The organism is Pseudomonas sp. CLCA07 (genome assembly GCF_053615335.1).
In genome coordinates this window covers 5908007-5932224 of sequence record NZ_CM132131.1, presented here as the reverse complement: position 1 = coordinate 5932224, position 24218 = coordinate 5908007, and the positions used below count along the sequence as shown (strand labels likewise).

Genomic DNA, 24218 nt, shown 5'->3' with positions numbered 1-24218 from the left:
ACCCGCATGTCGCCATGCGGGTTTTTTTCATTCAGCGCCTGATCAGGCAGCCGGTTCCAGCTCTTCGCTGACAGCAGCAATGGCAGTCACCACCGCTTGCCCGCTCAACGCCAGGTCCAGCAGCTCACGGTTGGCCACCGCGTACATGGCGTAGTCCGTACCGCTGGCGGCACGGAGTTCCACCAGCATGGCGCGCCAGCGTTCGATCATGCCTTCGTGCTCTTCCATCCACAGCGCCAGGCGTGTTTCCACGTCTTGACTGCCGTCGCCCTGTTGCAGGACGGAGATGGTGATCGCACGTTGTTGCCAGTCGACGTCATCACGGAACGCTTCACGGGCCAGGGCCTGCCAGTTGTTTTCAACCGGTAGAGCGCTGATCTGTTGCAGGTACCAGGTGATGTCCAGCGCGCTGCCGACGGCGAAGTAAGCCTTCGCGACGTCTGCTGCGTTCTGACCGGTAACGTCGGACGCTTCGATGATTGGCAGCAAGGTGTACAGGTGAGTGGTGCCTGCAACCATGCGCGCCAGCAACTCAGGTACGCCAGCCGCGACGTAAGCCTGATAGCGGGTCTGCCAGCCTTCGCGGGTCGGGCCTTCGAGCAGTTCGTCGAGCTTGAGGCCCAGCGCTGCCAGATGCGGACCGAAGTGCGCGACGTCACGAGCTGCGTTCTGCTCGTTGCGACGGCTGCGCAGGAACCAGCGCGTGGCGCGGCGGCCCAAACGCATCAGCTCGTCCATCAGCTCCAGTTGCACGTCAGCGGAAACCTGGTAGTCCAGGGCCTCTATCTGCCGGAACCAGTGCGGGAGGTGGAAGATATCCCGAACTATTACATACGCACCCGCAACATTCGCCGGGCTCATGCCGGTCGACTCTTTGAGTCGTTGAACGAAGGTGATGCCCATGTGGTTGACCAGGTCGTTGGCGATCTGGGTGCTGACGATTTCGCGCTTCAGACGGTGACGGCGCATGGCTTCGGAGAACTTGCTCACCAGGGTCGGCGGGAAAGCGGTTTCCATGTCACGGGTCAGGTAGTCGTCATCCGGCACCAGGGAGTTAAGCAACTGCTCCTTGAGGTCGATCTTGCTGTAGGAGATCAACACCGAGAGCTCGGCACGGGTCAGGCCATGGCCTGTCGCAATGCGCTCGTTGATCGCTTCTTCCGCCGGCAGGAACTCGATGGCGCGATCCAGCTTGCCACGGCCTTCCAGATCGTTCATCAGGCGCTTGTATTCAGCGATACGCGGCAAGGCACGACGCGCCGCCAGGGACAGGGCCTGAGTCTGCTTGTAGTTGTTGCCCAGCACCAGATTGCCGACTTCGTCGGTCATGCTCGCCAGCAACTGGTTACGTTGCTTGTCGGTCATGTCACCGGCGTGAACCACTTCGTTCAGCAGGATCTTGATGTTTACTTCGTGGTCGGAGCAGTCCACGCCACCGGCGTTGTCGATGAAGTCGGTGTTGGAACCGCCGCCATTGAGACCGAATTCGACACGACCCAGTTGGGTCATACCGAGGTTACCGCCCTCGCCCACGACTTTGCAGCGCAGTTCGTTGCCGTTCACGCGCAGTGCATCGTTGGCCTTGTCGCCGACATCGGCGTGGCTTTCGCTGCTGGCTTTGACGTACGTACCGATACCGCCGTTCCACAACAGGTCTACCGGTGCCTTGAGCAAAGCATTGAGCAGTTCGGTCGGGGTCAGCTTGTCGGCCTGAATGTCGAAGCGCTCTTTCATCTGCTCGGAGATGGCAATGCTCTTCGCGCTACGGGAGAAGATCCCGCCGCCTTCGGACATGATGCTGGTGTCGTAATCCGACCAGGCCGAACGCGGCAGGTCGAACAGGCGCTGACGCTCGGCGAAGCTGTTCGCCGGCTCCGGATTCGGGTCGATGAAGATGTGCAGGTGGTTGAACGCAGCCACCAGTTGCAGCGTCTCGGACATCAACAGACCGTTACCGAATACGTCACCGGCCATGTCGCCGACACCGACCACGGTGATGCTGTCTTTCTGGACATTGATGCCGCGTTCGCGGAAGTGACGTTGAACGCCAACCCACGCGCCCTTGGCGGTGATGCCCATTTTCTTGTGGTCGTAACCAGCGGAACCGCCGGAAGCGAACGCGTCACCCAGCCAGAAGCCGTAGTCGATGGCGATACCGTTGGCGATGTCGGAGAAGGTCGCAGTGCCCTTGTCCGCAGCAACGACCAGGTACGGGTCATCGTCGTCATGACGCACGACATTGGCAGGCGGAACCAGCGCGCCGTCTTTCAGGTTGTCGGTGATGTCCAACAGGCCCGAAATGAAGATGCGGTAGCAGGCGATGCCCTCGGCCGCGATCTCGTCACGGCTGCCGCCCAGTGGCAGGCGACGCGGCAGGAAGCCGCCCTTCGCGCCGACTGGCACGATGACCGAGTTCTTCACTTGCTGGGCTTTTACCAGGCCCAGGACTTCGGTGCGGTAGTCTTCTTCACGATCGGACCAGCGCAGACCGCCACGCGCCACGTTGCCGAAGCGCAGGTGCACGCCTTCGACGCGAGGCGAGTAAACGAAGATTTCGAACTTCGGTACTGGCTTCGGCAGCTCTGGAATCTGGTGCGGGTTGAACTTGAAGCTGAAGTACGACTTGTTATGGCCGTTGGCGTCAGTCTGATAGAAGTTGGTGCGCAGGGTGGCCTTGATCAGGTCCAGGTAGCGACGCAGGATGCGGTCTTCGTTCAGTACCTGAACGTCGTCCAGTGCGCTCAGAATCGCGTGTTCCAGACGTTGCTGTTTGTCTTCCAGATCGTCGCCGGTCAGCTTGCGCGCCAGGTAGAAACGGGTTTTGAACAACCGGGTCAACTCGCGAGCGATGTCGGTGTGGTTGTTCAGGGTGCTGGCGATGTAGCCCAGGTCGAAGCCCAGACGAATCTGCTTCATGTAGCGCGCATAAGCACGCAGCAGCGCCACATCGCGCCACGGCAGGCCGGCGGTCAGCACCAAGCGGTTGAACGCATCGTTCTCGGCATCGCCACGCACGATGTGGACGAACGCGTCCTGCAAGGTGTCGTTGAGTTGCTGAATGTCGAGTTCCAGGCCTTCAGCGGCAGTGAACGCGAAGTCGTGAATCCAGAACTCGCGGCCATTGGTGTGGCGCAGGCGATACGGGAATTCACCCAGCACGCGCAGGCCGAGGTTTTCCAGGATCGGCAACACGTCGGACAGCGCCAGCGGCGTATCGGCGTGATACAGCTTGCAGTGCAGCATGCGCTGGCCGGACACCTGACCCAGTGGCTGATAGAAGCTCATCACCAATGGATTTTTTTCGTTCAGGCTCAGCAGGTGTTGCATGTCGACCACAGCCGAGTGGGCGGCGAAACGCTCACGGTAACCGGCCGGGAAGCCTTTCGGGAAGTCGGCCAGCACGTTGGTGCCGTGGGCTTCGCCGAAGCTTTCAACCACCAGGCTGGCGTAGTCGTCCTGCCAGCTGCGGCAGGCCTGAACCACTTCTTTTTCCAGTAGAACCGGGTCGATGTCGAGGCGGTTTTTCGGGTCGACGCGCAGGATCAGTTGCACGCGGGCCAGTACGGACTCGGAGAAGAACGTCCAGAACTCGCAATCCGAGGCTTTCAGGCGATCCATCAGCACTTGCTGGATTTTCTGGCGCACTTCGGTGGAGTAGATGTCGCGTGGCACGTAAGCCAGGCAGTAGCAGAATCGACCGTACGGGTCTTTGCGCAGGAACACGCGGATCTTGTTGCGTTCCTGGATCTGCACGATCGACATCACGGTGCTGAACAGTTCGTCGACCGGGGTCTGGAACAGGTCATCACGCGGCAGCACTTCGACCACCTGCGCCAGTTCCTTGCCCAAGTGAGCCTTGGCCTGGAAGCCGGAACGGCGTTCGATTTCTTCGACCTTGCGGCGGATGTACGGAATAACCCGCACGCTCTCGCCATACACCGAGGAGGTGTACAGGCCCATGAAACGGCATTCCTTGATGACGTTGCCGTGAGCATCGATTTCACGGATCGACACGTAGTCCGGGTAAGCCGGACGGTGTACACGGCTTGGGTGCGCGGCCTTGGCGAACGACAACAGGGTCGGTTCGCGCAGGTAATTCACGGCGTAGTCTTCGATGCGCAGGTCATCGTAGGTCAGGCCGGTGCGCAGCAGTTTGGTCAGGCCGAGGAAGGAATCCTGGTCGTAGACGATGTGGCCGCCGTCGGCTTCATCGCGAACCACGAATTCTTCGTAGCCCAGGAACGTGAAGTGGTTGCCCACCAGCCATTCCAGGAAGCTTTTGATTTCGGCTTTTTCTTCAGGGTCGACCGCAAACTGGCTGTTATCCAGGCCAGTGAGGATTTCCTGGACCTTGGTTTTCATCGGCTCGAAATCGGCGACCGCGACGCGGACTTCACCGAGGACCTGTTCCAGCTCTTTGCTCAGGACATTGAGCTCGGCCGTGTTGGCGCAACGGTCGATTTCCAGGTACATCAGCGATTCTTGAAGAATGCCTTCGCCCTGGGTGCCTTTGGGCAGGATTTCCAGCAACTCGCCTTTGCTGCCGCGACGAACGCTCAGCACAGTGGTTTGCAGGGTATGAATGCTGTAGCCGCGACGGTTCAGCTCGGTACGCACCGAGTCCACCAGGAATGGCAGGTCGTGGTGCAGCACTTCGACCGCGGTGTGGGTCGACTGCCAGCCGTGGCGTTCGTAATCAGGGTTGTAGACGCGCACTTGCGGTTGCGCGTGATCGAAGCGCTCAAGCAGGCGCCACGCAGAAAGGGTGCAGCCGGCGAGGTCGGACAACCGACGCTGGGTCAGCTCGTCCAGGGAAATGATGCCGAAGAATTGTTCAGCGAACAACGCCACTTGTGGCAGTGCCTGTTCACTGATGTGCTGTGCCAGTGCCGCTTGCAGTTGGTGCTGGAAGTCGGCTTTGCTGGCTGCGGTGAAGAACGCCATCTGTGGTACTCCGCTTGGGCTTGTTATTGATGGAAGCGTCGCGTGCAAAACCCCTTTCGGGGCGATCCGTCACCCTGCTCCTGATTCTCGGGCAGAGGAAACAGGGGGACAGGTGGGTGAAGCTGGACGAGACACTCGGGTCACATTCACCTTCCATGAATGGGCATCTGCAAAAGCGACTGGACTGCGTGCAGCGCAATGCCTTTACAGGTGCTCATCCGTTGCGCAGCTTAACGAGTGCGGCAAGGCCCGTGCTTGCGGTGCTGCGACATATTCGGTCATCGGTACGCAACTGGCGGCACGCGCCTCGAACAACACTAGCAGCCGTGGGCAAAAACGGGCGTTTTATCCCCGGTTTTCCGGCACCCGCGTACCAGAAATGACCAGTAACACTCTAAGTGTCCGCGCCCCTCCTCTGACACTCAACCGAGCAGAAATTCCCTTGTGCTGGCAGAATTGCGTTTTGTTCGTCTTCACCATGCTCGTCGAGCCAGGAATTCCCCCATGCAAATGACCACCGCCCTCTTGATCGTCAACCCATGCGATGACGAGGAAGACAACATGGCCATGCTCTGCTGCCACAGCGATCAGGGCGATATGTTCCTGATGACCCGCTACCCGGACGAGGACGAACTGGAAATCACCCTCGACGACGAACCTTCGACGCTGGACGGCGTGAAGGTGACCCTCAGCCCTACCCGCCTGCTGATCGAAATCGCCGCGGCGGATGTGGATGCGCTGAATGGCGATGATTCGCTGGAAATCATTCACAGCACCGATGCCAGTGATCTCGCTGAAGTGGAAGAAACACTGCGTAACATTCTTGACGGGACTGGTACTTATATAAGCGAGCTTTGATAGCGCCTGATCCGGCCTCATCGCGGGCAAGCCCGGCTCCCACAAACATCGGCGGTGCGCTTGCGATGCTTGCAACACCTCCGAACCTGTGGGAGCCGGGCTTGCCCGCGATAGCGTCCGAAAGAACGCCACCAGCCTGCGAGCCTGAAAACTTCCAACCCTTCGCCAATCATTTCCCGCACTTTGCACAAAATGCCGTTAGTCGCCGCCCCCCGCGATGGATTAAAGTAACGCCCCCAGCCCAAGCGTTATTCGAACGCCTTCGGCCACCTTCTCCAGGAACAGTCATCGATGGAACATCGTGAAGCGCTGCTCGCGCTGCGAACCTTTCTTTCAACGCAGATTCTCGGCCAGGAAAAACTCATCGAGCGCTTGCTCATCGCGTTGCTTGCCGACGGCCACATGCTGGTCGAGGGCGCCCCGGGCCTGGCCAAGACCAAGGCCATCAAAGAACTCGCCGAAGGCATCGAAGCTCAGTTCCACCGCATTCAGTTCACCCCTGACCTGCTGCCCGCAGACATTACCGGCACCGAAATCTATCGGCCGGAAACCGGCAGTTTCGTGTTCCAGCAAGGCCCGATTTTCCACAACCTGGTGCTGGCGGACGAAATCAACCGTGCCCCGGCCAAGGTTCAGTCCGCATTGCTGGAAGCCATGGGCGAGCGCCAGGTCAGCGTCGGGCGCAGCACTTACGAGCTGTCGCCGCTGTTTTTGGTAATGGCCACGCAAAACCCCATCGAGCAGGAAGGCACCTATCCGCTGCCTGAAGCCCAACTCGACCGCTTTCTGATGCATGTAAAAATCGGCTTCCCTGATGCCGCCGTTGAACGGCGAATCCTGCAACAGGCCCGTGGTGAAGCGTTGAACGGCGAAACCAAACCCGAGCGCAGGGTCAGCCAGCAGGCGATTTTCGCCGCGCGCAAGGAAATCCTCGGCTTGTACATGGCCGACGCCGTGGAGGAATACCTGGTGCAACTGGTCATGGCCACACGCACACCGGCCAAGTTCGACCCGGAGATGGCCGAGTGGATCGCCTATGGCGCCAGCCCGCGCGGTTCGATTGCCCTCGACCGCTGCGCGCGGGCCCACGCCTGGCTGGCCGGTCGCGACTTCGTCAGCCCGGAAGACATTCAAGCGGTGTTGTTCGACGTGTTGCGCCACCGCATCATTCTGTCCTTTGAAGCCGAAGCCGCTGGCATCGATCAGGACCGGGTGGTCCAGCGAATTCTCGACGTCGTAGCCGTCGCTTGACCCCGATGAACGCCATCCTGCCAGCCGAACCGGGCATCCGTGTCAGCCTCGCCGAACTGATCGAGATGCGCCATCGCGTGCGTGAAGTGCAATTATTCTCCACGCCGAGCCAGCGCAGCCCGCTGATCGGCCTGCACCACTCCAAACTGCGCGGGCGCGGAGTGGACTTCGATCAGGTACGGGTCTATCAGGCCGGTGATGACGTGCGAAGCATCGATTGGCGCGTCACCGCCCGCACCCAGGAACCCCACACCAAACTGTTCCATGAAGAGCGTGAGCGGCCGATTTTCATCATGGTCGAGCAAAGCCGTCGTCTGTTCTTCGGCTCGGGGCTGATGTTCAAGTCGGTGCTCGCCGCCCAGGCCGCGAGCCTGATTGGCTGGGCGGCGCTCGGCCATAACGATCGGGTCGGCGGACTGGTGTTCGGCGACAATGAGCACTACGAGATCAAACCCCGCCGTAGTAAACAAAGCCTGCTGCAATTGCTCAACCGTCTGGTGCGGGTCAATCAGTCGCTGCACACCGAAAGCGAAACGGACCGCGACGCCTTCGGCATTGCCCTGCGGCGCGCCCGGGAAGTGCTGCGCCCCGGCAGCCTGGCGATCGTGATCTGCGACGAGCGCGCCTTGAGCGAGGGCGCCGAGCAACAGTTGAGCCTGCTGTCGCGCCATTGCGACCTGTTGCTACTGCCCGTGTCCGATCCACTGGATCACGCCCTGCCCGCCGCCGGCTTGCTGCGATTTGCCGAACGTGGCGCGCAACTGGAACTCGACACCCTGAATTTCGACTTGCGCCAGACCTATCGCGCGCAAGCCGAAGCGCGCATCGCCCGCTGGGAATTGCTCGCCCAAAAACTACGCGTATTACTGATGCCATTGAGCACCCAGAGCGAGATGGTCGAGCAACTGCGCGAGTACCTGAACCCACAAAAACCGGGGAAAGGTCGATGAGCAGCCTCGATCAACTGCAGCCGCTAATTACACCGCCACCCATCGAGTTCTGGCCTCCCGCGCCGGGCTGGTGGTTGTTGCTGTTATTGCTGCCGCTGATCGGCTTTGGCCTGTGGCGGATGCGACACTTGATGGCACCCAAACGCCCTATCGTTCGCGCCGAACAGCCGCTGGACCCGGTGCGTGTCGCCGCGCTGGCCGAACTGGCGCGGATGCCCAAACCCTACGACGGCGCACCAGCCGGCGCCTGGTTGCAGCAGCTCAATGGGTTGCTCAAGCGCCTGTGTCGCAACCATTACCCCTACAGCCAGAGCCACACACTCAACGGGCGCAAATGGCTGGCGTTTCTCGACAACCGCTGCCCCGCGGCCGGCCTGACACGCTGGATGGTCCTGGTTGAAGGCGCCTACAAACCTGAATGCAAACTCGACGACAAGGCCATCGCGGGCCTGACCCAAGCCGTCGACACCTGGATTCGCAAACATGTTTGAGTTTGCCTGGCCGTGGATGTTTGCCTTGCTGCCCTTGCCGTGGTTGATGCGCGTACTGTTGCCGATGGCCGACAGTGGCGAGCCGGCGCTCAAAGTCACGTTCCTGAATGACCTCGAAGGCCTGACCCGCCGCCGCGCCCGGGCAAACCTGCCGGCCTGGCGCCAGCAGGCACCGTTCATACTGCTTTGGCTATTGCTGTTGATCGCCGCCGCGCGCCCGCAATGGCTGGGTGAACCGCTGCCGATTGCGGCCAGTGGCCGCGATTTGCTGGTAGCGGTAGACGTGTCCGGCTCGATGGATTTTCCCGACATGAAGTGGCAGGACGAGGACGTCAGCCGTTTGAGCCTCGTGCAACATTTGCTCGGTGACTTCCTGGAAAGCCGCGATGGCGATCGGGTCGGCCTGATCCTGTTCGGCAGTCAGGCGTACCTGCAAGCGCCGCTGACCTTCGACCGGCACACCGTAAGGGTCTGGCTCGACGAAGCGCGGATCGGCATCGCCGGCAAGAACACCGCCATCGGCGATGCCATCGGCCTGGCCCTTAAACGCCTGCGCCTGCGTCCGGCACAGAGCCGTGTGCTGATTCTGGTCACGGACGGCGCCAACAACGGCGGCGAAATCGACCCGTTGACCGCTGCGCGCCTGGCGGCTAACGAAGGGGTGAAAATCTACCCTATCGGCGTTGGGGCCAACCCGGAGGAAAGTGGCACGCTGGGCTTTCTCGGCGTCAACCCGAGCCTGGACCTCGACGAACCGGCGCTCAAAGCCATCGCTGAAGCCACCGGCGGTCAGTATTTCCGCGCCCATGATGGCAACGAACTGCAAACCATCAAGGACACCCTCGACACACTAGAGCCGGTCACGCAACAACCCACCCAGGCCCGTCCGGCCCACGCGTTGTATCAATGGCCGCTGGCGTTGGCGCTGCTGTTGAGCATGTTGTTGGTGGTGCGCGAGCGCTGGCCGGATAATCCGCTGCATCGCCTGCTCACCAAGGATCTGTACTTGCAATCGCCCCTGCCTGACTGGCGCCAGCGACTCAAACGTCTGCGCCTGCGGAGACGCCGATGAGCGTGCTCTGGCCTTTCTGGTTCCGCCCCTGGTGGCTGTTGCTGTTGCCTGTGCTGGGCTGGTTGCTGTGGCAACTCTGGCACCGGCAAAAGCGGGCCGGGCGCTGGCAGATGATTCTGCCGCCCGCCTTTCACGCCGCCTTGCTCAGTGGCGGTAACGGACGCGACAGCAAGCTGCCGTGGGTCGTACTCGGGTTGGCCTGGGTGCTGACCGTTCTGGCGCTGCTGGGGCCGAGCTGGCAACGGGTCGAACAGGCCAGTCAGAAGCCTGCCGATCCACTGGTCGTAGTGCTTGAACTGACCCCGGAAATGCTCGCCACCGACGTGGTACCGAATCGGCTGGAACAGGCGCGACGCAAGCTGTTTGACCTGCTGCAAGTACGCAGCGACTCGCAGACGGCCATCGTCGTTTACTCCGGCAGCGCACACACGTTGGTGCCGCTGTCGGATGACCTCTCGACCAGTGGCAACCTGCTGGATGCGCTGAAACCTTCGCTGATGCCTGAGTCCGGGCATCGGGCTGATCTCGCGGTGAACAAGGCACTTGCCTTGCTCAATCAGGCCGCTTTGGGCGATGGCCGGATTCTGCTGATCGGCTCCACCCTGACCGAGCAAGAGCGCCAAGGCATCCGTCAGGCACTGGACGGGCATTCGACGCAATTTTTGATGCTTGGCATCGGCACTGACGAAGGTGCGCCGGTTGCTCAGGAAGACGGCAGCTTCCTCAAGGACAATGAAGGCGCGATTCTAGTGCCGCGTCTGGACAACTCAAGCCTTAAAGCCTTTGCCCACGATCTCGGCGGACGCTATCGCCAGGCGCAACTGGACGATGCCGACCTGCGCGCGCTCGGCCTGCTCGATGGCCCGCGCACGTTGCGTAACAACGGGCAAACCTTGCGCCTCGACACGTGGGCCGACCAGGGCTATTGGCTGTTGCTGCCGCTGTTGCTGCTGGCGGCGTGTGCCGGGCGCCGCGGCTGGTTGTTCTGCCTGCCGCTGCTGTGGGTGCTGCCGCAACCGAGTTACGCCTTTGACTTCGAAGACTTGTGGCTTCGCCCTGATCAAAGGGGCCTGAACTTGCTCAAGCGAGACCACCCGGCCAGGGCTGCGCAGTATTTCCAGGACCCTCAATGGCAAGGTGTGGCGCTGTATCAAGCCGGCGACTACAGTGGCGCCGCCCAGCGGTTCGCCCAAGGCAGTGACGCCCACGCCCACTACAATCGTGGCAATGCCCTGGCCAAAAGCGGGGAGCTGGAAGCCGCGCTGGATGCCTACGAACAAGCGTTGGAACTTCAACCGGATTTGCGCCCGGCCCTGACCAACAAAGCGCTGGTGGAAAGTCTGCTCAAGCAGAAACACACCCCGCCGCCGGTTGAGCCGGACTCGGCAGACGACAGCGAGGCGCAGAACGCCGAGCAGGAACAGTCGCCCGGAGCGGCCACGCAACCGACGAGCGACGGCGAACCGAAAACCGATGCCCAGCAAGCCACACAGGACGCCCAGCAACAGGCCAAAGCGCCGCCAAAACCGGGTACCAATGAAGTCCCGGGCAGCGAGTTGGCAGACGAGCAAAGCACCAGGCCACCGCGGCGCCCGGCCAGCGGCACGATCGAAGGCGAACAGCGTCAGGCGCTGGAGCAATGGCTGCGCAAGATCCCGGATGATCCAGGTGAACTGCTCAGGCGCAAATTCTGGTACGAACAGCAACAACATCAGGATCAGGGAAAAACTCGATGACCCGCTTCACCCTCTTCATGCTTGCCCTGCTGTTCTGCGCCGTTCAGGCCCAGGCGTCGGCGCTGGTGGCCAGTGTCGATCGCAGCCGCCTGAACTCCGGCGAGACGGTCGAACTGACCCTGGAATCCAGCGACGTGACGCAGTTTGGCAAGCCGGACCTGACGCCACTGGAGCCGCTGTTCGAAGTGCGCGGTACCCGCCAGGTCAACCAGTTGAACACCCTCAGTGGCGAAAACCGCGCGACCACGCGCTGGATCATTACCTTGCTGCCCAGGGCAAACGGCAGCGTGACGATTCCGTCATTGCAACTGGGCGAGGTGCAGAGCCAGCCCATCACGGTGCAAGTGGTCGAGAGCGAAAGCCAGGACACCGCCACCAGACTGGCCCCGGTGTTTATCGACGCCAGCCTCGATCAGACCAGTGTGTACGTGCAAGCCCAGGCGGTCCTGACCTTGCGCATCTACCATTCCGTGTCGCTGTACGACGACAGCAGCCTGACCCCGTTGCAGGTGCCTGACGCGCGTATCGAACCACTGGGCGAGTCGCGCACCTACGAAAAAGTCATCAACGGTCTGCGCCATGGCGTGATCGAAATGCGCTACGCGATCTATCCGCAACACAGTGGCGAACTGGCCATTCCGGCGCAGATCTTCAGTGCCACTCTGGTCGATACCCAGCCCGCGCAGGACGTAGCGGCCCAGGCGCCGAAATCAGGGAAACTGATGCGCGTCAGCTCCACGCCCATTTTGCTGACGGTCAAAGCCAAACCCATCACCTACCCTGCCGACCTGCCCTGGCTGCCGGCCCGCAGCGTGACGCTGAGCGAAAGCTGGAACCCGGAGCCGGACCACGCACAAGTGGGCGACTCGCTGACCCGCAGCCTGATCCTCAAGGTGGAAGGCCTGTCCAGTTCGCAACTGCCACCGCTGCCGGCCACCGACGTCAATGGCTTGCGGCGCTATCCGGATCAACCGGCAATGAACAACCAGAGCAGCGAACGAGGGCTGATCGGCAGTCGCGAAGACCGCGAAGCCCTCGTTCCCACCCGCAGCGGTGCAATCGAGTTGCCGGCGGTCGAAGTGGTTTGGTGGAACACGTTCGAAGATCACCTGGAACACAGCAGCCTGCCGGCCCGTACCCTGCAAGTCGCCAACAACCCAAGCATGACGGTCGACACACCAGCCGGCACCCCTCAAGTCAATTCCGCTGCCGACAGCGAAACCCTGCGGCGCTGGAAACTCAGCACGCTGATCCTGGCCTGCACCACCCTGCTCGGCTTCGGCCTCTGGTGGCGTGCCCGCTGGCAACCGGCAATCCTGCGTACTGCGCAGACCGGCCCGAGCCCGCGCACCGTCCTCGACGACCTCAAGCGCGCCTGCCTGGCGAACGACTCCCACGCCACCCGCCAGGCGCTCGACGCCTGGGCGCGGCAACAACCGGAAACCCTGGCCGACATGGCCGCCCGTTTCGTGCCACTGTCCGATGCCCTGGACGGCTTGAACGGCGCGCTCTACAGCGAAACCGGCCAGTACTGGCAAGGCGAAGAACTGTGGCGCGCGATCAAGGCGATCCCGATTGCCGAACGGGTTCAGGACCCGGTGGGAGATAGCGGGTTGCCGCCGCTTTATCCGAAATGAAGCCCTCTAGGGGGCGTTCTCAATTAGTTTCCCCGCCGCGTTGTCGCCTTAAAGCGGGCCGGGCAAGGCGCAGGCCGCTGGGAATGGTTGTTCCCTTTCCAAGGCCTGCAACGCAGCCTGGCCCGCTTTAAGGCACAACCCGAAGGGCCGGGCCTGTTGTTGTGCAGGGCTGCGTTGCTCGAAGCTTATTTGGAATGACCAAACCACGCTTCTCGCGCCTTGCCCTGCACAACAGCAGACCCGGCGCGGCGGGAAAACTAATTGAGAACGCCCCCTAGATGTTGAGATGAAACTCAGCGTCCAGATGAATCGCCTGTAAAAAAGCGCTGTCATGAGAGACGACTATCAATGCCCCTTGGTACTGATTGAGCATCTGTTCCAGCGCAATTTCACTGGGCAAGTCCAAATGGTTGTCCGGCTCGTCCAGCAACAGTAACTGCGGGGGTCGCTGTGCATACAGCTGCGCAGCCAGGGCAATTTTCAGGCGTTCGCCACCGCTTAATTGGCAGGTCTTGAGCATCGCACGATCCGCATCAATCCCCATCTGAGCCAGGCGGGTCCGCGCCTCGGCCTCGGGCAACTCCGGATTACTCTCGTAGAGCCATTGCACCGCCGTGCGTTCCGGGTACTGCAAACCGGCGTGCTGATCCAGCCAGCCGACATGGCAACTGCGGATGAGTTCGCCTTCACGCGTCGGCATTTGGCCGGCGATCACTCGCAACAGGGTCGACTTACCACTGCCGTTGGCGCCCAGGATGGCCATGCGCGTGGGTCCCGTCAGCGTCAGATTGACCGGCGCCGCGTATCCGAACGGGAGAACGACGTCGTTGAGCTGCACAATCAGCTTGCCATTGGGCACTACGCTTTCCGGAGACAACATCATGCGTTGGATGTCCGGCGCACACCGCGCACGAGCCTCGGAGATCCGTAGTTGCTGCTGCTCCCGGGCCACTTGTTGATTGAGGCGCAATTTTCCCTGACTGTTTTCACTGCGCTCTTTCTGGGCATTGGTGATCAGCTTGGTCTGATTGCCGTCACGGGCCTGACGGTCGCCGCGCGCATTACGCCGTTGCTGACGCTCCATCTGCACGACCATCTCTCGATGCTCGCGTTTGGCCTGTGCCCGCTCCCCCTGCAATGCCGACTGGAACGACTGCTGTTCCTGCTCGCGTAGCGCTGCATACTGGCTGTAATTGCCGCCATAAACCGCCAGCCCCAAGGGCGAAAGCTCGACAATTTCGTTCACGTGCTCCAGAAGGCCCCGGTCGTGGCTGATCAACACCACGCCGTTGGGCCAGCGATTGATCTGCTGCACGAGCTTGTGTTGCTGATCAATATCCAGATGGTTGCTGGGCTCATCCAGAATGAGCCAGTCGGCCCGAGATAACCACGCCCCCATCAGCGCCACCCGTTGCCGCTCGCCACCACTGAGTGCGTCGGTGCGCGCGTCGGCATTCAAATGACCCAGGCCGATCTGCTGCAGTTCCGCCTCAAGGCGTGTGGCGCAATCCCATTGGTCAACCGCCAGCGAATGGTCGTCATCGTCGACGCTGCCTTGGGCTATGCGCTCCAGCGCCGCCAGAATATGGTCGACCCCGGCCAGCGCGGCAACGCTGGGGTAGCGCTCGGGTTCCAGTAACTGCGCCACGGAGTAAACCCGTCCTTCGCGACGGACGATGCCGCTGGTGGGCAGGTGCTCTCCCATCAGGAGCCGACCAAGCAAGGACTTGCCACAGCCATTGGCGCCCACAATGCCGGTGGCCCTGGTACTGAAGGTGTGGTTCAAGTGATCGAACAGCACGCGCCCGTCGGGCAGGCTGAACGACACTTGATCAAGTTGGAGTAATCGTTGGGTCATGACGCATCCTTAAACAATCGGCCCGATAGGCACTGAACAACTCCCTGATGGTGCGCAACAGCACCAGACGTTTCGCTGGCAAAGGTACATCGATCACGCGCACCGCGTCGAAATCGAACCTGACCGGATGAGCCATCCAAAATTCGGAGACCCAACGCCAGTTGCCCCCGGTCTTTTGCCAACAACCCTCTCCCCTTTCGCCTTTGTAAGTTCTCTCGCAGCCATAACTTTATTTCCTGCGGAGTATGCCTCGTCAGGTCAGAGCCCTCGACAGCCACCCTGCATAACGGACTCGTCCTACGCCAAACAACGATCTGTCTGACTGCGCCAGCTCGCAGATCCACGCAAAGTCCCGTGCCTTCCGATAGACACAGGGATATGTGGATGTTCAATGCTGCCAAACCCGTGGTATTCAGACTCGACATTGATGGTTTCCCCCACGACCTTCAGGTACTGGAGTTCCGTGCCAAGGAGCGACTCAACCAGCCTTACAAAGTCAATCTCGAACTGGTCAGCGAACGTCCCGACCTGGACCTTGAGTCGCTGCTGCATCGCTCGGCTTTTCTGAGCTTCGGTCCTGACAGCAGCGGCATCCACGGGCAGGTCTATCAAGTCGCACAAGGTGATTCCGGCAAACGCCTGACCCGCTATCAAATGACCTTGGTGCCTCATGTCGCCTATCTGGCCCATTGTCATAACCAACGAATTTTTCAGAACCTGAGCGTGCCGCAAATCATTGCCAAGGTGCTGAAAGATCAAGGTCTTCAGGCCAACACCTGGCGCTTCCAGCTGAGCGCCGAGTACCCACAGCGGCTCTATTGTGTCCAGTACGAGTCGGACCTGCACTTCCTGCAACGGTTGTGTGAGGAAGAAGGTCTGCACTTTCATTTTGAACATAGCCCCGATGGTCACGTGCTGGTGTTCGGCGACGATCAGACCGGTTTTTCGAAACCACACCAGTCAACCGCTTACAGGCAAGACAGCGGTATGGTCGCCGAAGACCCCGTGATTGATCGTTTCAACGTGAGTCTGCAAACCCGCCCGACCCACGTCAGCCGTGGTGACTACGACTTCGAGAAGCCGCGCCTGAAACTGGAAAGCGAGGCTAAAACCCTGCAACTGCCGCACCTTGAGGACTACGGTTTTCCAGGTCAGTTCACCCATCGTGAGCGTGGTAAACAGCTGGCCAATCGGGCCTTGGAACGCCACCAGGCCGATTACCGGCAAGCCAATGGCCGCAGTGATCAACGCTACCTGCGCTGCGGCCATTTCGTTGACATGATCGAACACCCCCGCGCTGCCTGGAATGGTCTGTGGCTACTGACTGAAGTCGAACATGTTGGGCTGCAACCCCAGGTGCTGGAAGAGTCGATCACCGATGTCAGTCCACAGGACGGTTTCAGTCAGGGCTACCGTAACCACTTCGTCGCGACACCTTGGGACGTCATATTCCGACCGGCTCTTGAACATCCCAAGCCGCGGATAACAGGCAGCCAGCATGCCATCGTCACAGGCCCGCCCGGTGAAGAAATCTACTGCGATGAATACGGTCGGGTAAAGGTTCAACTGCCCTGGGACCGGGAGGGCCAGAACAACGAACAATCGAGCTGTTGGCTGCGCGTCGCTACTGGGTGGGCCCACGACCGATATGGCAGCGTACTGATCCCCCGGGTCGGCATGGAAGTGCTGGTCGGCTTCACTGAAGGTGACCCGGACAAACCTTTTATCCTCAACTGTCTGCCCAACGCCTCGACGCCGGTGCCACTGGATCTGCCCGCCGAGCACACCCGCAGCATTTTTCGCAGCCAGAGCAGCCCCGGTGGCGGCGGTTACAACGAGCTACGCATTGAGGACAAAAAGGGTGCCGAAGAGATTGCCCTGCGCGCCCAGCGTGATTTCGTCCAGTTGGTCCTCAATGACGAACGTATTCAAGTCGATAACCAGCGCACCGTGGTGGTCGGTGGCATCACCAGTCACGACCTGCGTGGCGAAGAACAGCACCTCACCCACGGCAATCGCCTGACCGAACTGAAACGGGACGACCACCTGTTGATCCATGGCGATCAGCATATCCGCGTCACTAGTCAGCGACTCAGCGCCACGCAACAGATTCACCTGAGTGCCGGGCAACAAGTCGTCATCGATGCCGGAGCGCACCTGACCATCAAGGCTGGCGGCCAATGGTTGACGCTTGGGCCCGAAGGCATTTTCAGCAGCGTGCCGATTCTAGAGGGAGGTGCCCCGGCCGTAGGAATGGCAGCCGAGCCGCTGATGCCTGGAGCCTTGCCCTTGCTGAAAGTGACGTTCGATACGGCACAGCAGCGCCAGGCGTTGATTTCAACCCGCGCCTCGCGCTGCCTGATTTGCGAGGCCGCCCAAGCATGAACCTTTCGACCTCTCTGCCTGAAGACCTGCCCTGGAGCGAGCAACAGGCTTTCCTGCTGCTGGACGGCGCGACCTTGAGTGATTTGCCGAAGCGCTTGAAACAACTGAATCCCGGCGCCAGCACCGTCGCGCTGTATGACTGCCCGTCGTTTACTGCGCTGCGGGATATCTCACCGCTGTTGGTGGCCGTTCAACAACCTGACGAGCCACTTGTTCAGTTTTATCTGGAGCACGCACACGAGGAATCGAGCGTGCTGTTGTTCAGCCGGGACTCGGCGCACGCCGTCGCTGAGCACTTGCGCAAACTGCTGACGGTTGAGTTGCCAGAGGGGTTGCCGGTCTTGCTGCGACTGGCTGACGCTGCCGTGGCGCGAATCCTGTTCGGTAGCGGCGATCAGCGATTGTTTGGGCCACTGTCCTGCGTGGTGACCGCCGACGGTGTCGAGGTTAATTGGCAACAGCACCAACCCCGCCTGGCCGAGTGCCCCGAATTGCTAACGCCCTATCGCCTGAGCGCTGATCAGAATTTGGCGTTGGACCACGCTGATCGGCGCCGAGTATTGCTCGAACTCGACGCTCATCTGCTCACGCACTTCCCCGAACACCATGGCGGCGAAACCGTGGCCGAACGCTGGCCAATGCTCGAGCAACTGGAGGCTGAGGCCAGCACGCTGGGTTTGAGCAGCCAGTCCGAATTGTTTTATTACGCCAACGTCATGGCCTCGCTGGATGGCTCATCGCTCGATCAGCACCCGCACATCAACCGATTGCTGCATACACCGTCGCTGCAATCCCCCGGCGAGCGCGTGGCGCTGGCCGCTGACCTCGCCCACCAGTGGGCCAGCCAACGAGGCCACCCATGACTTCACCCGCCAACCTCGCCGCCGCTGCGGCCTCCAAATCCCCCATCGGCTCTCTGGGTGCCTGCCCCTTGCGTCAAACGCATGTGCAGTTGTTGCCCTTGCGTTACGGGCTGGTGGAAAAGCCCCTTGACCCGAGCGCCGAACTGAAGCTGCCGTATGCCCTGACGACCCGTCCAATGGGCATTCGCATGCTGCGCGATGGCTGGTTGTACGTGATCGACAGCGCCACCGGCCACTTGCACGAATATCAGGTCCTCAACGGACTGGTCAGCGCCTTGCTGCACAAGGGCGCCAAGGTCGACAACGATCAACGCACGCCCATCGAAGAGCGTCCTGCACTGGTGTTTTCGAGGCGCAGCACCTTGCACGTGACCTTCGCCGAAGTGCAGTGGACGGCGGCCAAATGCGCGCAAGTGCTCGACAGCCGTGACGAACGCGAGCACTTCATGCAGGCCGTCGATCTCGGCCCGGTGCATTGCCAAACCGGTGGCGAGCATCTGCTGACGGTCGAGCAAGGCAAACAGTGGCTGGCAGAGATTGCGACCGATCCGGCACGGCAGGTGCAAGCGGCACAAGACCGCGTGGAACAGGAAACCGAGTCACCACCAGACGCCGTTTTATTGCCGACGGTGCACGTCAGCGATGCCCCCGAGCACGAACGTGAACCCTATTTGTGGGAGCAGCCGCAGCGCTTTCGCGAGGCGCACATCGGTGAGTTTCTCGGGCGGGTGCGCCCGGCTTATCAGGACGACACGCTGTTCCTCGTGGTCCACGACGACCTCGGCGTATTGCGTGATCTGGCCGAATATCAGGACACTGTAGTCGGCTGGGTCGACGACTGGAGCAATGCCGACCACAACGAACGCGATTACCTGTTGGCCTGTTATATCGAGTCCCTGAGCCAGCTCAGCCCGGCGGATATCGGTAATCTGGCCGAGGCCAGCGACGATCCGCGAGTGCAGGCGCTTTTTGGCGATCTGGAACAGTTGCCGGAACCGGATCGGGAGCACACCCGCAAAGCCTTGCTGGATTACCTGAACAAGGGCGGCAAGGTCGAGTCGCTGGATGCTCCCGTGCCCCCGGCACTGGAGCAAGCGCGTAAAGAAGCGCATGCCGAAGCGTTCAAACTCGCCAAGTACCAGGGCGCCACACCCGACTTCACCGCCCATAGCCGCGCCAGTGACGAGGCAGACCGCCGTTACTACGCTCGCCAACATTTCAAAGTCGCGCCCGACGATTTCGTCGAACGTCACCTCGATACCTTGATAAAACTCAGCCAAGAGCAAAACAAACGCATCATCGATGTGCTCGAAGGCTCCAGTTTCAGTGGCAAACGCGGGGTCAATGATTTCATCGACCGGCCGTCCATGGACGCGGCGCTGTTTCAGCACCGCGACGACCTCGGGCGCTGGAACCGTTTGCTCGAGCGCATCACCGCTGACCGCACCCTGCTGGTGGGTGCCGGTCGCTTCCATCGCTCCGCCTGGTATTACGACGCGCAGGATCGACAGCAACTCCACCAGGCGTTCACCGCCGAATACGCCTGTCTCAAGGACATCTGCCGCAGCGACCATGCGAGCGAAAAAATGCTGGGCTTTCTGGAACAACACCCGGAATTGACCCGGCCACTGTTCTACACCTTGCCCCTGCGTCTTCAGCCAGAACGGGCCGCGCAATACTCCACGTTGTTCAACGCCGGCATGGGGGTGTTCAACAACCTGCCGCACTGGTTGGGCGAGTTACAGAAAATCGAACAAGCGCACCTGCCGGCGCTCGACGACCTGCCCGAACACACCCGCGCCATTGCTGACGCGGCCCAGCACAGCCTCAGCCCCGCGCTGAACCTGGGTCTGAGCCGGGCGCTGGAAGGGTTCGATCTGGCGGGAGAGAAAATCCCTGACCTGGACGAACTGTTTCGGCGCCTGCCCAAGGCATTGCATGCGCGGATACTCGATGCAGCGAAAACCACCGGCGTGACGTTCACCGTCGCCACGCCGGCGGAACACGGCGCGCTGCAATCGGTTATCAAGGAAATAGTGGAGGAGCGCGACTACCTGAAAACCCTGACCCGTGAACGCAACCAGTTCACCCACAACAAAAACCGCCAAGGGCATAGAACGCAGAGGGCGGTGGAGTTGCAGGAGGAAATTGTCCGGGTGCGCGCGCAGTTGACTCAGCTTGAAGGGAGACTGGCCGGGGCGCTGAGCCCGATTGCGGAACTGCCGGATCAGTCGGTGCGATTGTACGGCGCGACTCAGGCTCGGGCGGGGGTGACGGCGGTTTTTCCACCGGCGCAGCAGCTGGAGGTGCGGAGTTTGCTGAAGGACATTCGGTTGGGGGTTCAGAGTGTGCCGAATGTGAAGTTGATTAGAAGCGAGGGGATGGGGTTGTTGGTGTTTTTGGTGCAGGGGTTGAATTTGGTTTCGGTTATGAGAGAGACGTTCCGTCAATCTCGGGATAAGCGAAAGTTGGGGCCGTTGATTGGTGCGAGTTTTGCTACAGGGGCGGCGGGATTCACAGCAGCGCAAAGTTTGGCTGATACGGCGTTGAAGGCACGTAGCGCCGTACTCGTCGCGGGTCTTCAACACCACGCTTTGCAGAATGTGCATGTGCATGTGCAGATGGGCAAGCTGCATGTTGGACTGGGCGTTTTCACCTACAGTTTCGGCTTTATCACTTCAGTGGTTAGTCTCAATACCCAGCAGCAGAATTGGCAACAGGCGATACGTAGTGGGAATGCTGCAGCGCAGAATAGTGCAGCGCTTGCCACAGCGGGTGCGACCGGCATGACGACCGTCAATGCCTATGGTTTGAGTCACACCGGTCGTGCCGCGTTTAACGTGCTGGTCGCAAAAAACAGCGCTGCAAGAACCGCCGCTTGGGCTGCCGCGGGTACCCGTCTCTCCACCGTGTTCTTCCGCTTCAACCTGGCCGGCGCCCTGTTCACCGTGCTGGAACTGGGTGGCACCTGGCTGTACAACCGCTACAACCTCAGCGCCCACGATAAGTGGTTGAAAACTACGCCCTGGAGCCTGGACACCGACGAGCGTGGCGACCATACCCTGGATGAATATCAAAGGTATCTGGGCTATTTGCTTCACGCCCCGTATGCGCAACTGGGTCCGAACAAGCATGATTCCTGGCTGAAAGACCTGCTGTTAAAGGCCAAGCCCAAAGACATCCATCTGGTGCTGCCTGGGCTCAAGCTCAATGATTTTCAGCCGCCCCTGAGTGGTCAACCGGCTCATCGCCTGGGGATTGGCGCCCACCGTCATTCCGTTCCCCTCCACAGTCGTGGTGTACCGCGCGAGCGCAAGGACGTCATCAGTGAGGAAGTGGCGAACAGCCTGTGCATCGTGCAAACAGGACCCGACGCGCTAGTGCTCTGTCTGCAATATCCATCGGACCCTGACGCCGAATTCACCCCAGCGTCCGAAACACTGGAACTGGCGGTCTGTATCCAGACCTTGAGCGTCAACGGAGCGTGGGATTCGCGCATTCGCATCATTTGCCTCAATCCCCGTGCTGAGGGGCGTTTCCCTGCGTCGTCCTCTCAATCCGTTACCGAGCATCCGCCCATGTTGCTGGTTGAAACCCATTTGCTGGAGCTGGCCGACCATGCCCAACAACCTTGATAGCCCGATGCCCGCGCCGCAGCTTGAGCAATCCCGAAGTGCCGGAGACGTTGAGCCGTTTCCCAGTGGAAAAATCACTTATCTCGCGCCGTTGCCACTGCCGACCGCGATGCCGCCGCACGGTCCACATATCGGGGATCTGAATGAGGTGTATATGGACTTTGGCTTGGGTTCACCGCAGGTGTTTTCATGGCAGGTCGTATTAGGTGGACCATTCAGCGTTGCCTTCATGATCACGTTCCTAATCCCGCCAGCAATCGGCTGCATGGGCCTTATCTTCGGATATGACTTCGCATACACATGGGTATTTGTCATTGATTTATTCTTCGCCATCTATGGATATGCCTTAGTTACCGGCTTCTCCGCCTTAGCCATCCTGCTCTGTACTTGGAGCCACACCCACAACAAACGTGCCACCATCATCCCCACCCGCTTCAACCGCCAACGCCGCGAAGTCTGCTTCATGCCCGAAGACGCCACTGACCCCGTCTTCGTCCCCTGGGAGTCCCTCTCGGCCTGGGTCATCGAAGCCCAAGGCGCGACCCAATATGGCATCCACCGCCAATACGGCATGGGCATCGGCTTCCAGCACGGCGAAACCCTGACCAGCGTCGAATTCCCCTGCTTCGGCCTGTCCCTGGCCATCAGCCATTGGGAAGCCATCCGCGGTTACATGGAATACGAAGTCAACGACCTCAAAGCCATCCAGGACCCGCAAGACCTGCAAGGCCCGAACGACCCACCCCACGAAGGCCTGCACACCTTCCACAACGCCCGCGCGCGGATGCACCAACAAATTCGCGAAGGCCAACGTGGTCGAGTGTCCGGCTTCTTCTGGTACCTGTACCACGTGATGACGCTGTGGACCTTGCCCAACCACCTGACCGAATGGGAAATCCGTCGCCTCAAGGAAAAGGGTCAACAAGCGTTGCCCGAGGCAATGCGTGAATGGTCGGAACCGCTGCCGAAGGAACAGTGGGCCAAGCCGAGCGAAGCTCTGCTGCGCATGAGCGCACAAGTCCGCGCCCTGCATAAACGTCAGCCACGTCGACCGATTACCGAGATTTTTGCCGAGGTGCAGCGCGCAAATCCGACCGACAAGCGCCGGGCATGAGGTGTTTGGGCTGGGTGTATATGTGCAGACCTTGAGCACCAACGATGTAGGGGCTTCCCGATCTGCGTCATTCGCCTAAACCCCTGCTGTGAGGGTCGTTTTATTAAGTAAGCAACGCGGCTCGACAGCCGGCTTATTCAAATGCTGATCGAAGTCGGCAATGAGTACAACCGGCACATTATGGAGTTCGATTACTTGGCATTCAGTGGTCAGAGGGGGGAGCAACGACTTCTTTGACCACTCGTTCATGGAGCACCTGCGGCTCCAGTCCAGGGAGATACTTACGCGCCGGAACCGCATGTTCAAGCTCATTCCCCTTCACCTCACGATGCCGGCGTGTGTCGGGCGGCACAGTCGTTGGCGGGGGAGATACTGCGCGCAGGATCCGCACCAACTCAGCCATAGTTTCGCCACCGAATACGTCTGGCCCGCCCCTTACATACTGATTCATTCCGGCTCGAGTAGCTTTAAAACAGCTGTGGTCCAACTCACCATCCCCTTTCCCTGCACTTATTTTGCATTCCTTGAGTTTCGCCTGTCGCGCCTGACGATTACCCTCATACCAATGAATTGTTTTAAGGTTCTCAGGAGTATCTCTTGCAGCAGCCAAGTTTTTTTCATCTTCAAGATCCCTCCGCCTAATACTCATAGTGTGAGATGCAGATCGTGCGTTATCACACCATGTGTAGTGCGGCATAGGATTGTACTTTGTTGAGTAGCTGCAGCTTCTAAGGGTTTGAGCTATTTCGGATGGGTTATCGATAAACCATTGAACAGAAGGTGCTTTGTCGTCTCCACATCCGACCAATATAAAAGAGAACATTAGTACAACAGTACGTTTTGCACTCACCCCTATAAGTTCTGACACGTGTAATGGCTGCGGCGCCCTATTTCTGCTCATGTCGGTCTTCGTTCCTAAAAGCGGTGACTTTGGCAAGCTGGCTTATTTAAAAATGCAGGGGGATTCAACTTCTTATGTAGGTTTAATCCGAAATTTGCTGCGGCTATGAACTGAGAGGTTCACTCACCTACCCATCCACTGGTTGAAGCAAATTTGATTGGGAAAGCGTTTTTCGGAGGAATGGTCGGAACCGCTGCCGAAGGAACAGTGGGCCAAGCCGAGCGAAGCTCTGCTGCGCATGAGCGCACAAGTCCGCGCCCTGCACAAACGTCAGCCACGGCGACCGATCACCGAGATTTTTGCCGAGGTGCAGCGGTTGAACCCGACCGACAAGCGCCGGGCATGACGTGTTTTCACAGCAGATTGCTGGGGTCGCTTCGCGACCCAACGGGGCGGTGTTGCATTCCGACAAGCCCCCTCGCCACAGATAAGCCCCAAGCCACGAAAATAGTGCTTCGCCACAACGAGACTGTTTGCCAGTAAACTCCCTCCCCTTTAGCCGCCATCATTTCCCCCGCGGCCA

Annotated in this window: 14 protein-coding genes; 12 read left to right on the top strand and 2 right to left on the bottom strand. The window is 60.2% G+C overall.

What is annotated here, in order from left to right; all coding sequences use genetic code 11:
- Positions 1-42 precede the first annotated feature (42 nt).
- A complete protein-coding gene (locus tag ACWGZX_RS27260; RefSeq protein WP_452626252.1) occupies positions 43-4944 on the bottom strand; it encodes an NAD-glutamate dehydrogenase in 4902 nt (1633 codons plus the stop codon).
- Between the two features lie 504 nt (positions 4945-5448).
- Here ACWGZX_RS27260 and ACWGZX_RS27255 point away from each other — a divergent pair.
- From ACWGZX_RS27255 to ACWGZX_RS27225, 7 genes are all read left to right on the top strand, one after another.
- Positions 5449-5802 carry a hypothetical protein gene (locus ACWGZX_RS27255; RefSeq protein WP_452626251.1) on the top strand — a complete coding sequence of 118 codons (354 nt, stop codon included), beginning with the start codon at positions 5449-5451 and terminating at the stop codon, positions 5800-5802.
- 291 nt (positions 5803-6093) lie between these two features.
- Positions 6094-7053, top strand: coding sequence for an AAA family ATPase (locus ACWGZX_RS27250; protein WP_008150800.1), 960 nt, complete (start codon positions 6094-6096; stop codon positions 7051-7053).
- A gap of 5 nt (positions 7054-7058) precedes the next feature.
- Complete coding sequence (locus ACWGZX_RS27245) at positions 7059-8003, top strand: DUF58 domain-containing protein (RefSeq protein ID WP_223520758.1); 945 nt, start codon at positions 7059-7061, stop codon at positions 8001-8003.
- The gene (locus tag ACWGZX_RS27240; RefSeq protein WP_452626250.1) at positions 8000-8494 is read left to right on the top strand and encodes a DUF4381 domain-containing protein; all 495 of its coding nucleotides are present in this window, start codon (positions 8000-8002) and stop codon (positions 8492-8494) included. Before ACWGZX_RS27245 ends, ACWGZX_RS27240 begins: the two co-directional genes overlap by 4 nt.
- Positions 8487-9566 (top strand): vWA domain-containing protein, encoded by a 1080-nt coding sequence (locus ACWGZX_RS27235; protein WP_452626249.1) that lies wholly within the window; start codon positions 8487-8489, stop codon positions 9564-9566. The genes ACWGZX_RS27240 and ACWGZX_RS27235 overlap by 8 nt, the downstream gene beginning before the upstream one ends.
- Positions 9563-11302, top strand: coding sequence for a VWA domain-containing protein (locus tag ACWGZX_RS27230; RefSeq protein ID WP_452626248.1), 1740 nt, complete (start codon positions 9563-9565; stop codon positions 11300-11302). Before ACWGZX_RS27235 ends, ACWGZX_RS27230 begins: the two co-directional genes overlap by 4 nt.
- Positions 11299-12939, top strand: coding sequence for a BatD family protein (locus ACWGZX_RS27225; protein WP_452626247.1), 1641 nt, complete (start codon positions 11299-11301; stop codon positions 12937-12939). Before ACWGZX_RS27230 ends, ACWGZX_RS27225 begins: the two co-directional genes overlap by 4 nt.
- Positions 12940-13213: 274 nt before the next feature.
- Here ACWGZX_RS27225 and ACWGZX_RS27220 read toward each other — a convergent pair whose 3' ends face one another.
- Positions 13214-14797 (bottom strand): ABC-F family ATP-binding cassette domain-containing protein, encoded by a 1584-nt coding sequence (locus ACWGZX_RS27220; protein WP_452626246.1) that lies wholly within the window; start codon positions 14795-14797, stop codon positions 13214-13216.
- Between the two features lie 384 nt (positions 14798-15181).
- Here ACWGZX_RS27220 and ACWGZX_RS27215 point away from each other — a divergent pair, with 384 nt between their 5' ends.
- The 5 genes from ACWGZX_RS27215 (at position 15182) to ACWGZX_RS27195 (ending at position 24041) form a co-directional block, all read left to right on the top strand.
- Entirely contained in the window at positions 15182-17182 is a 2001-nt protein-coding gene (locus ACWGZX_RS27215) for a type VI secretion system Vgr family protein (protein ID WP_452626245.1), read from the top strand.
- On the top strand, positions 17179-18045 hold the full coding sequence (locus ACWGZX_RS27210; RefSeq protein WP_452626244.1) for a DUF4123 domain-containing protein: 867 nt from the start codon (positions 17179-17181) through the stop codon (positions 18043-18045). The genes ACWGZX_RS27215 and ACWGZX_RS27210 overlap by 4 nt, the downstream gene beginning before the upstream one ends.
- The gene (locus tag ACWGZX_RS27205) at positions 18042-21680 is read left to right on the top strand and encodes a toxin VasX (RefSeq protein WP_452626243.1); all 3639 of its coding nucleotides are present in this window, start codon (positions 18042-18044) and stop codon (positions 21678-21680) included. The genes ACWGZX_RS27210 and ACWGZX_RS27205 overlap by 4 nt, the downstream gene beginning before the upstream one ends.
- Positions 21664-22794, top strand: a complete 1131-nt coding sequence (locus tag ACWGZX_RS27200; protein ID WP_452626242.1) for a hypothetical protein — start codon at positions 21664-21666, stop codon at positions 22792-22794. The genes ACWGZX_RS27205 and ACWGZX_RS27200 overlap by 17 nt, the downstream gene beginning before the upstream one ends.
- A 1058-nt stretch (positions 22795-23852) precedes the next feature.
- Positions 23853-24041, top strand: a complete 189-nt coding sequence (locus ACWGZX_RS27195; RefSeq protein ID WP_452626241.1) for a hypothetical protein — start codon at positions 23853-23855, stop codon at positions 24039-24041.
- Positions 24042-24218: the final 177 nt, after the last annotated feature.

Excerpts from the sequence above, each read along its gene's own strand:
- ACWGZX_RS27260 (WP_452626252.1), bottom strand. The coding sequence starts at position 4,944 with ATGGCGTTCTTCACCGCAGCCAGCAAAGCCGACTTCCAGCACCAACTG.
- ACWGZX_RS27255 (WP_452626251.1), top strand. The coding sequence starts at position 5,449 with ATGCAAATGACCACCGCCCTCTTGATCGTCAACCCATGCGATGACGAG.
- ACWGZX_RS27250 (WP_008150800.1), top strand. The coding sequence starts at position 6,094 with ATGGAACATCGTGAAGCGCTGCTCGCGCTGCGAACCTTTCTTTCAACG.
- ACWGZX_RS27245 (WP_223520758.1), top strand. The coding sequence starts at position 7,059 with ATGAACGCCATCCTGCCAGCCGAACCGGGCATCCGTGTCAGCCTCGCC.
- ACWGZX_RS27240 (WP_452626250.1), top strand. The coding sequence starts at position 8,000 with ATGAGCAGCCTCGATCAACTGCAGCCGCTAATTACACCGCCACCCATC.
- ACWGZX_RS27235 (WP_452626249.1), top strand. The coding sequence starts at position 8,487 with ATGTTTGAGTTTGCCTGGCCGTGGATGTTTGCCTTGCTGCCCTTGCCG.
- ACWGZX_RS27230 (WP_452626248.1), top strand. The coding sequence starts at position 9,563 with ATGAGCGTGCTCTGGCCTTTCTGGTTCCGCCCCTGGTGGCTGTTGCTG.
- ACWGZX_RS27225 (WP_452626247.1), top strand. The coding sequence starts at position 11,299 with ATGACCCGCTTCACCCTCTTCATGCTTGCCCTGCTGTTCTGCGCCGTT.
- ACWGZX_RS27220 (WP_452626246.1), bottom strand. The coding sequence starts at position 14,797 with ATGACCCAACGATTACTCCAACTTGATCAAGTGTCGTTCAGCCTGCCC.
- ACWGZX_RS27215 (WP_452626245.1), top strand. The coding sequence starts at position 15,182 with ATGTTCAATGCTGCCAAACCCGTGGTATTCAGACTCGACATTGATGGT.
- ACWGZX_RS27210 (WP_452626244.1), top strand. The coding sequence starts at position 17,179 with ATGAACCTTTCGACCTCTCTGCCTGAAGACCTGCCCTGGAGCGAGCAA.
- ACWGZX_RS27205 (WP_452626243.1), top strand. The coding sequence starts at position 18,042 with ATGACTTCACCCGCCAACCTCGCCGCCGCTGCGGCCTCCAAATCCCCC.
- ACWGZX_RS27200 (WP_452626242.1), top strand. The coding sequence starts at position 21,664 with ATGCCCAACAACCTTGATAGCCCGATGCCCGCGCCGCAGCTTGAGCAA.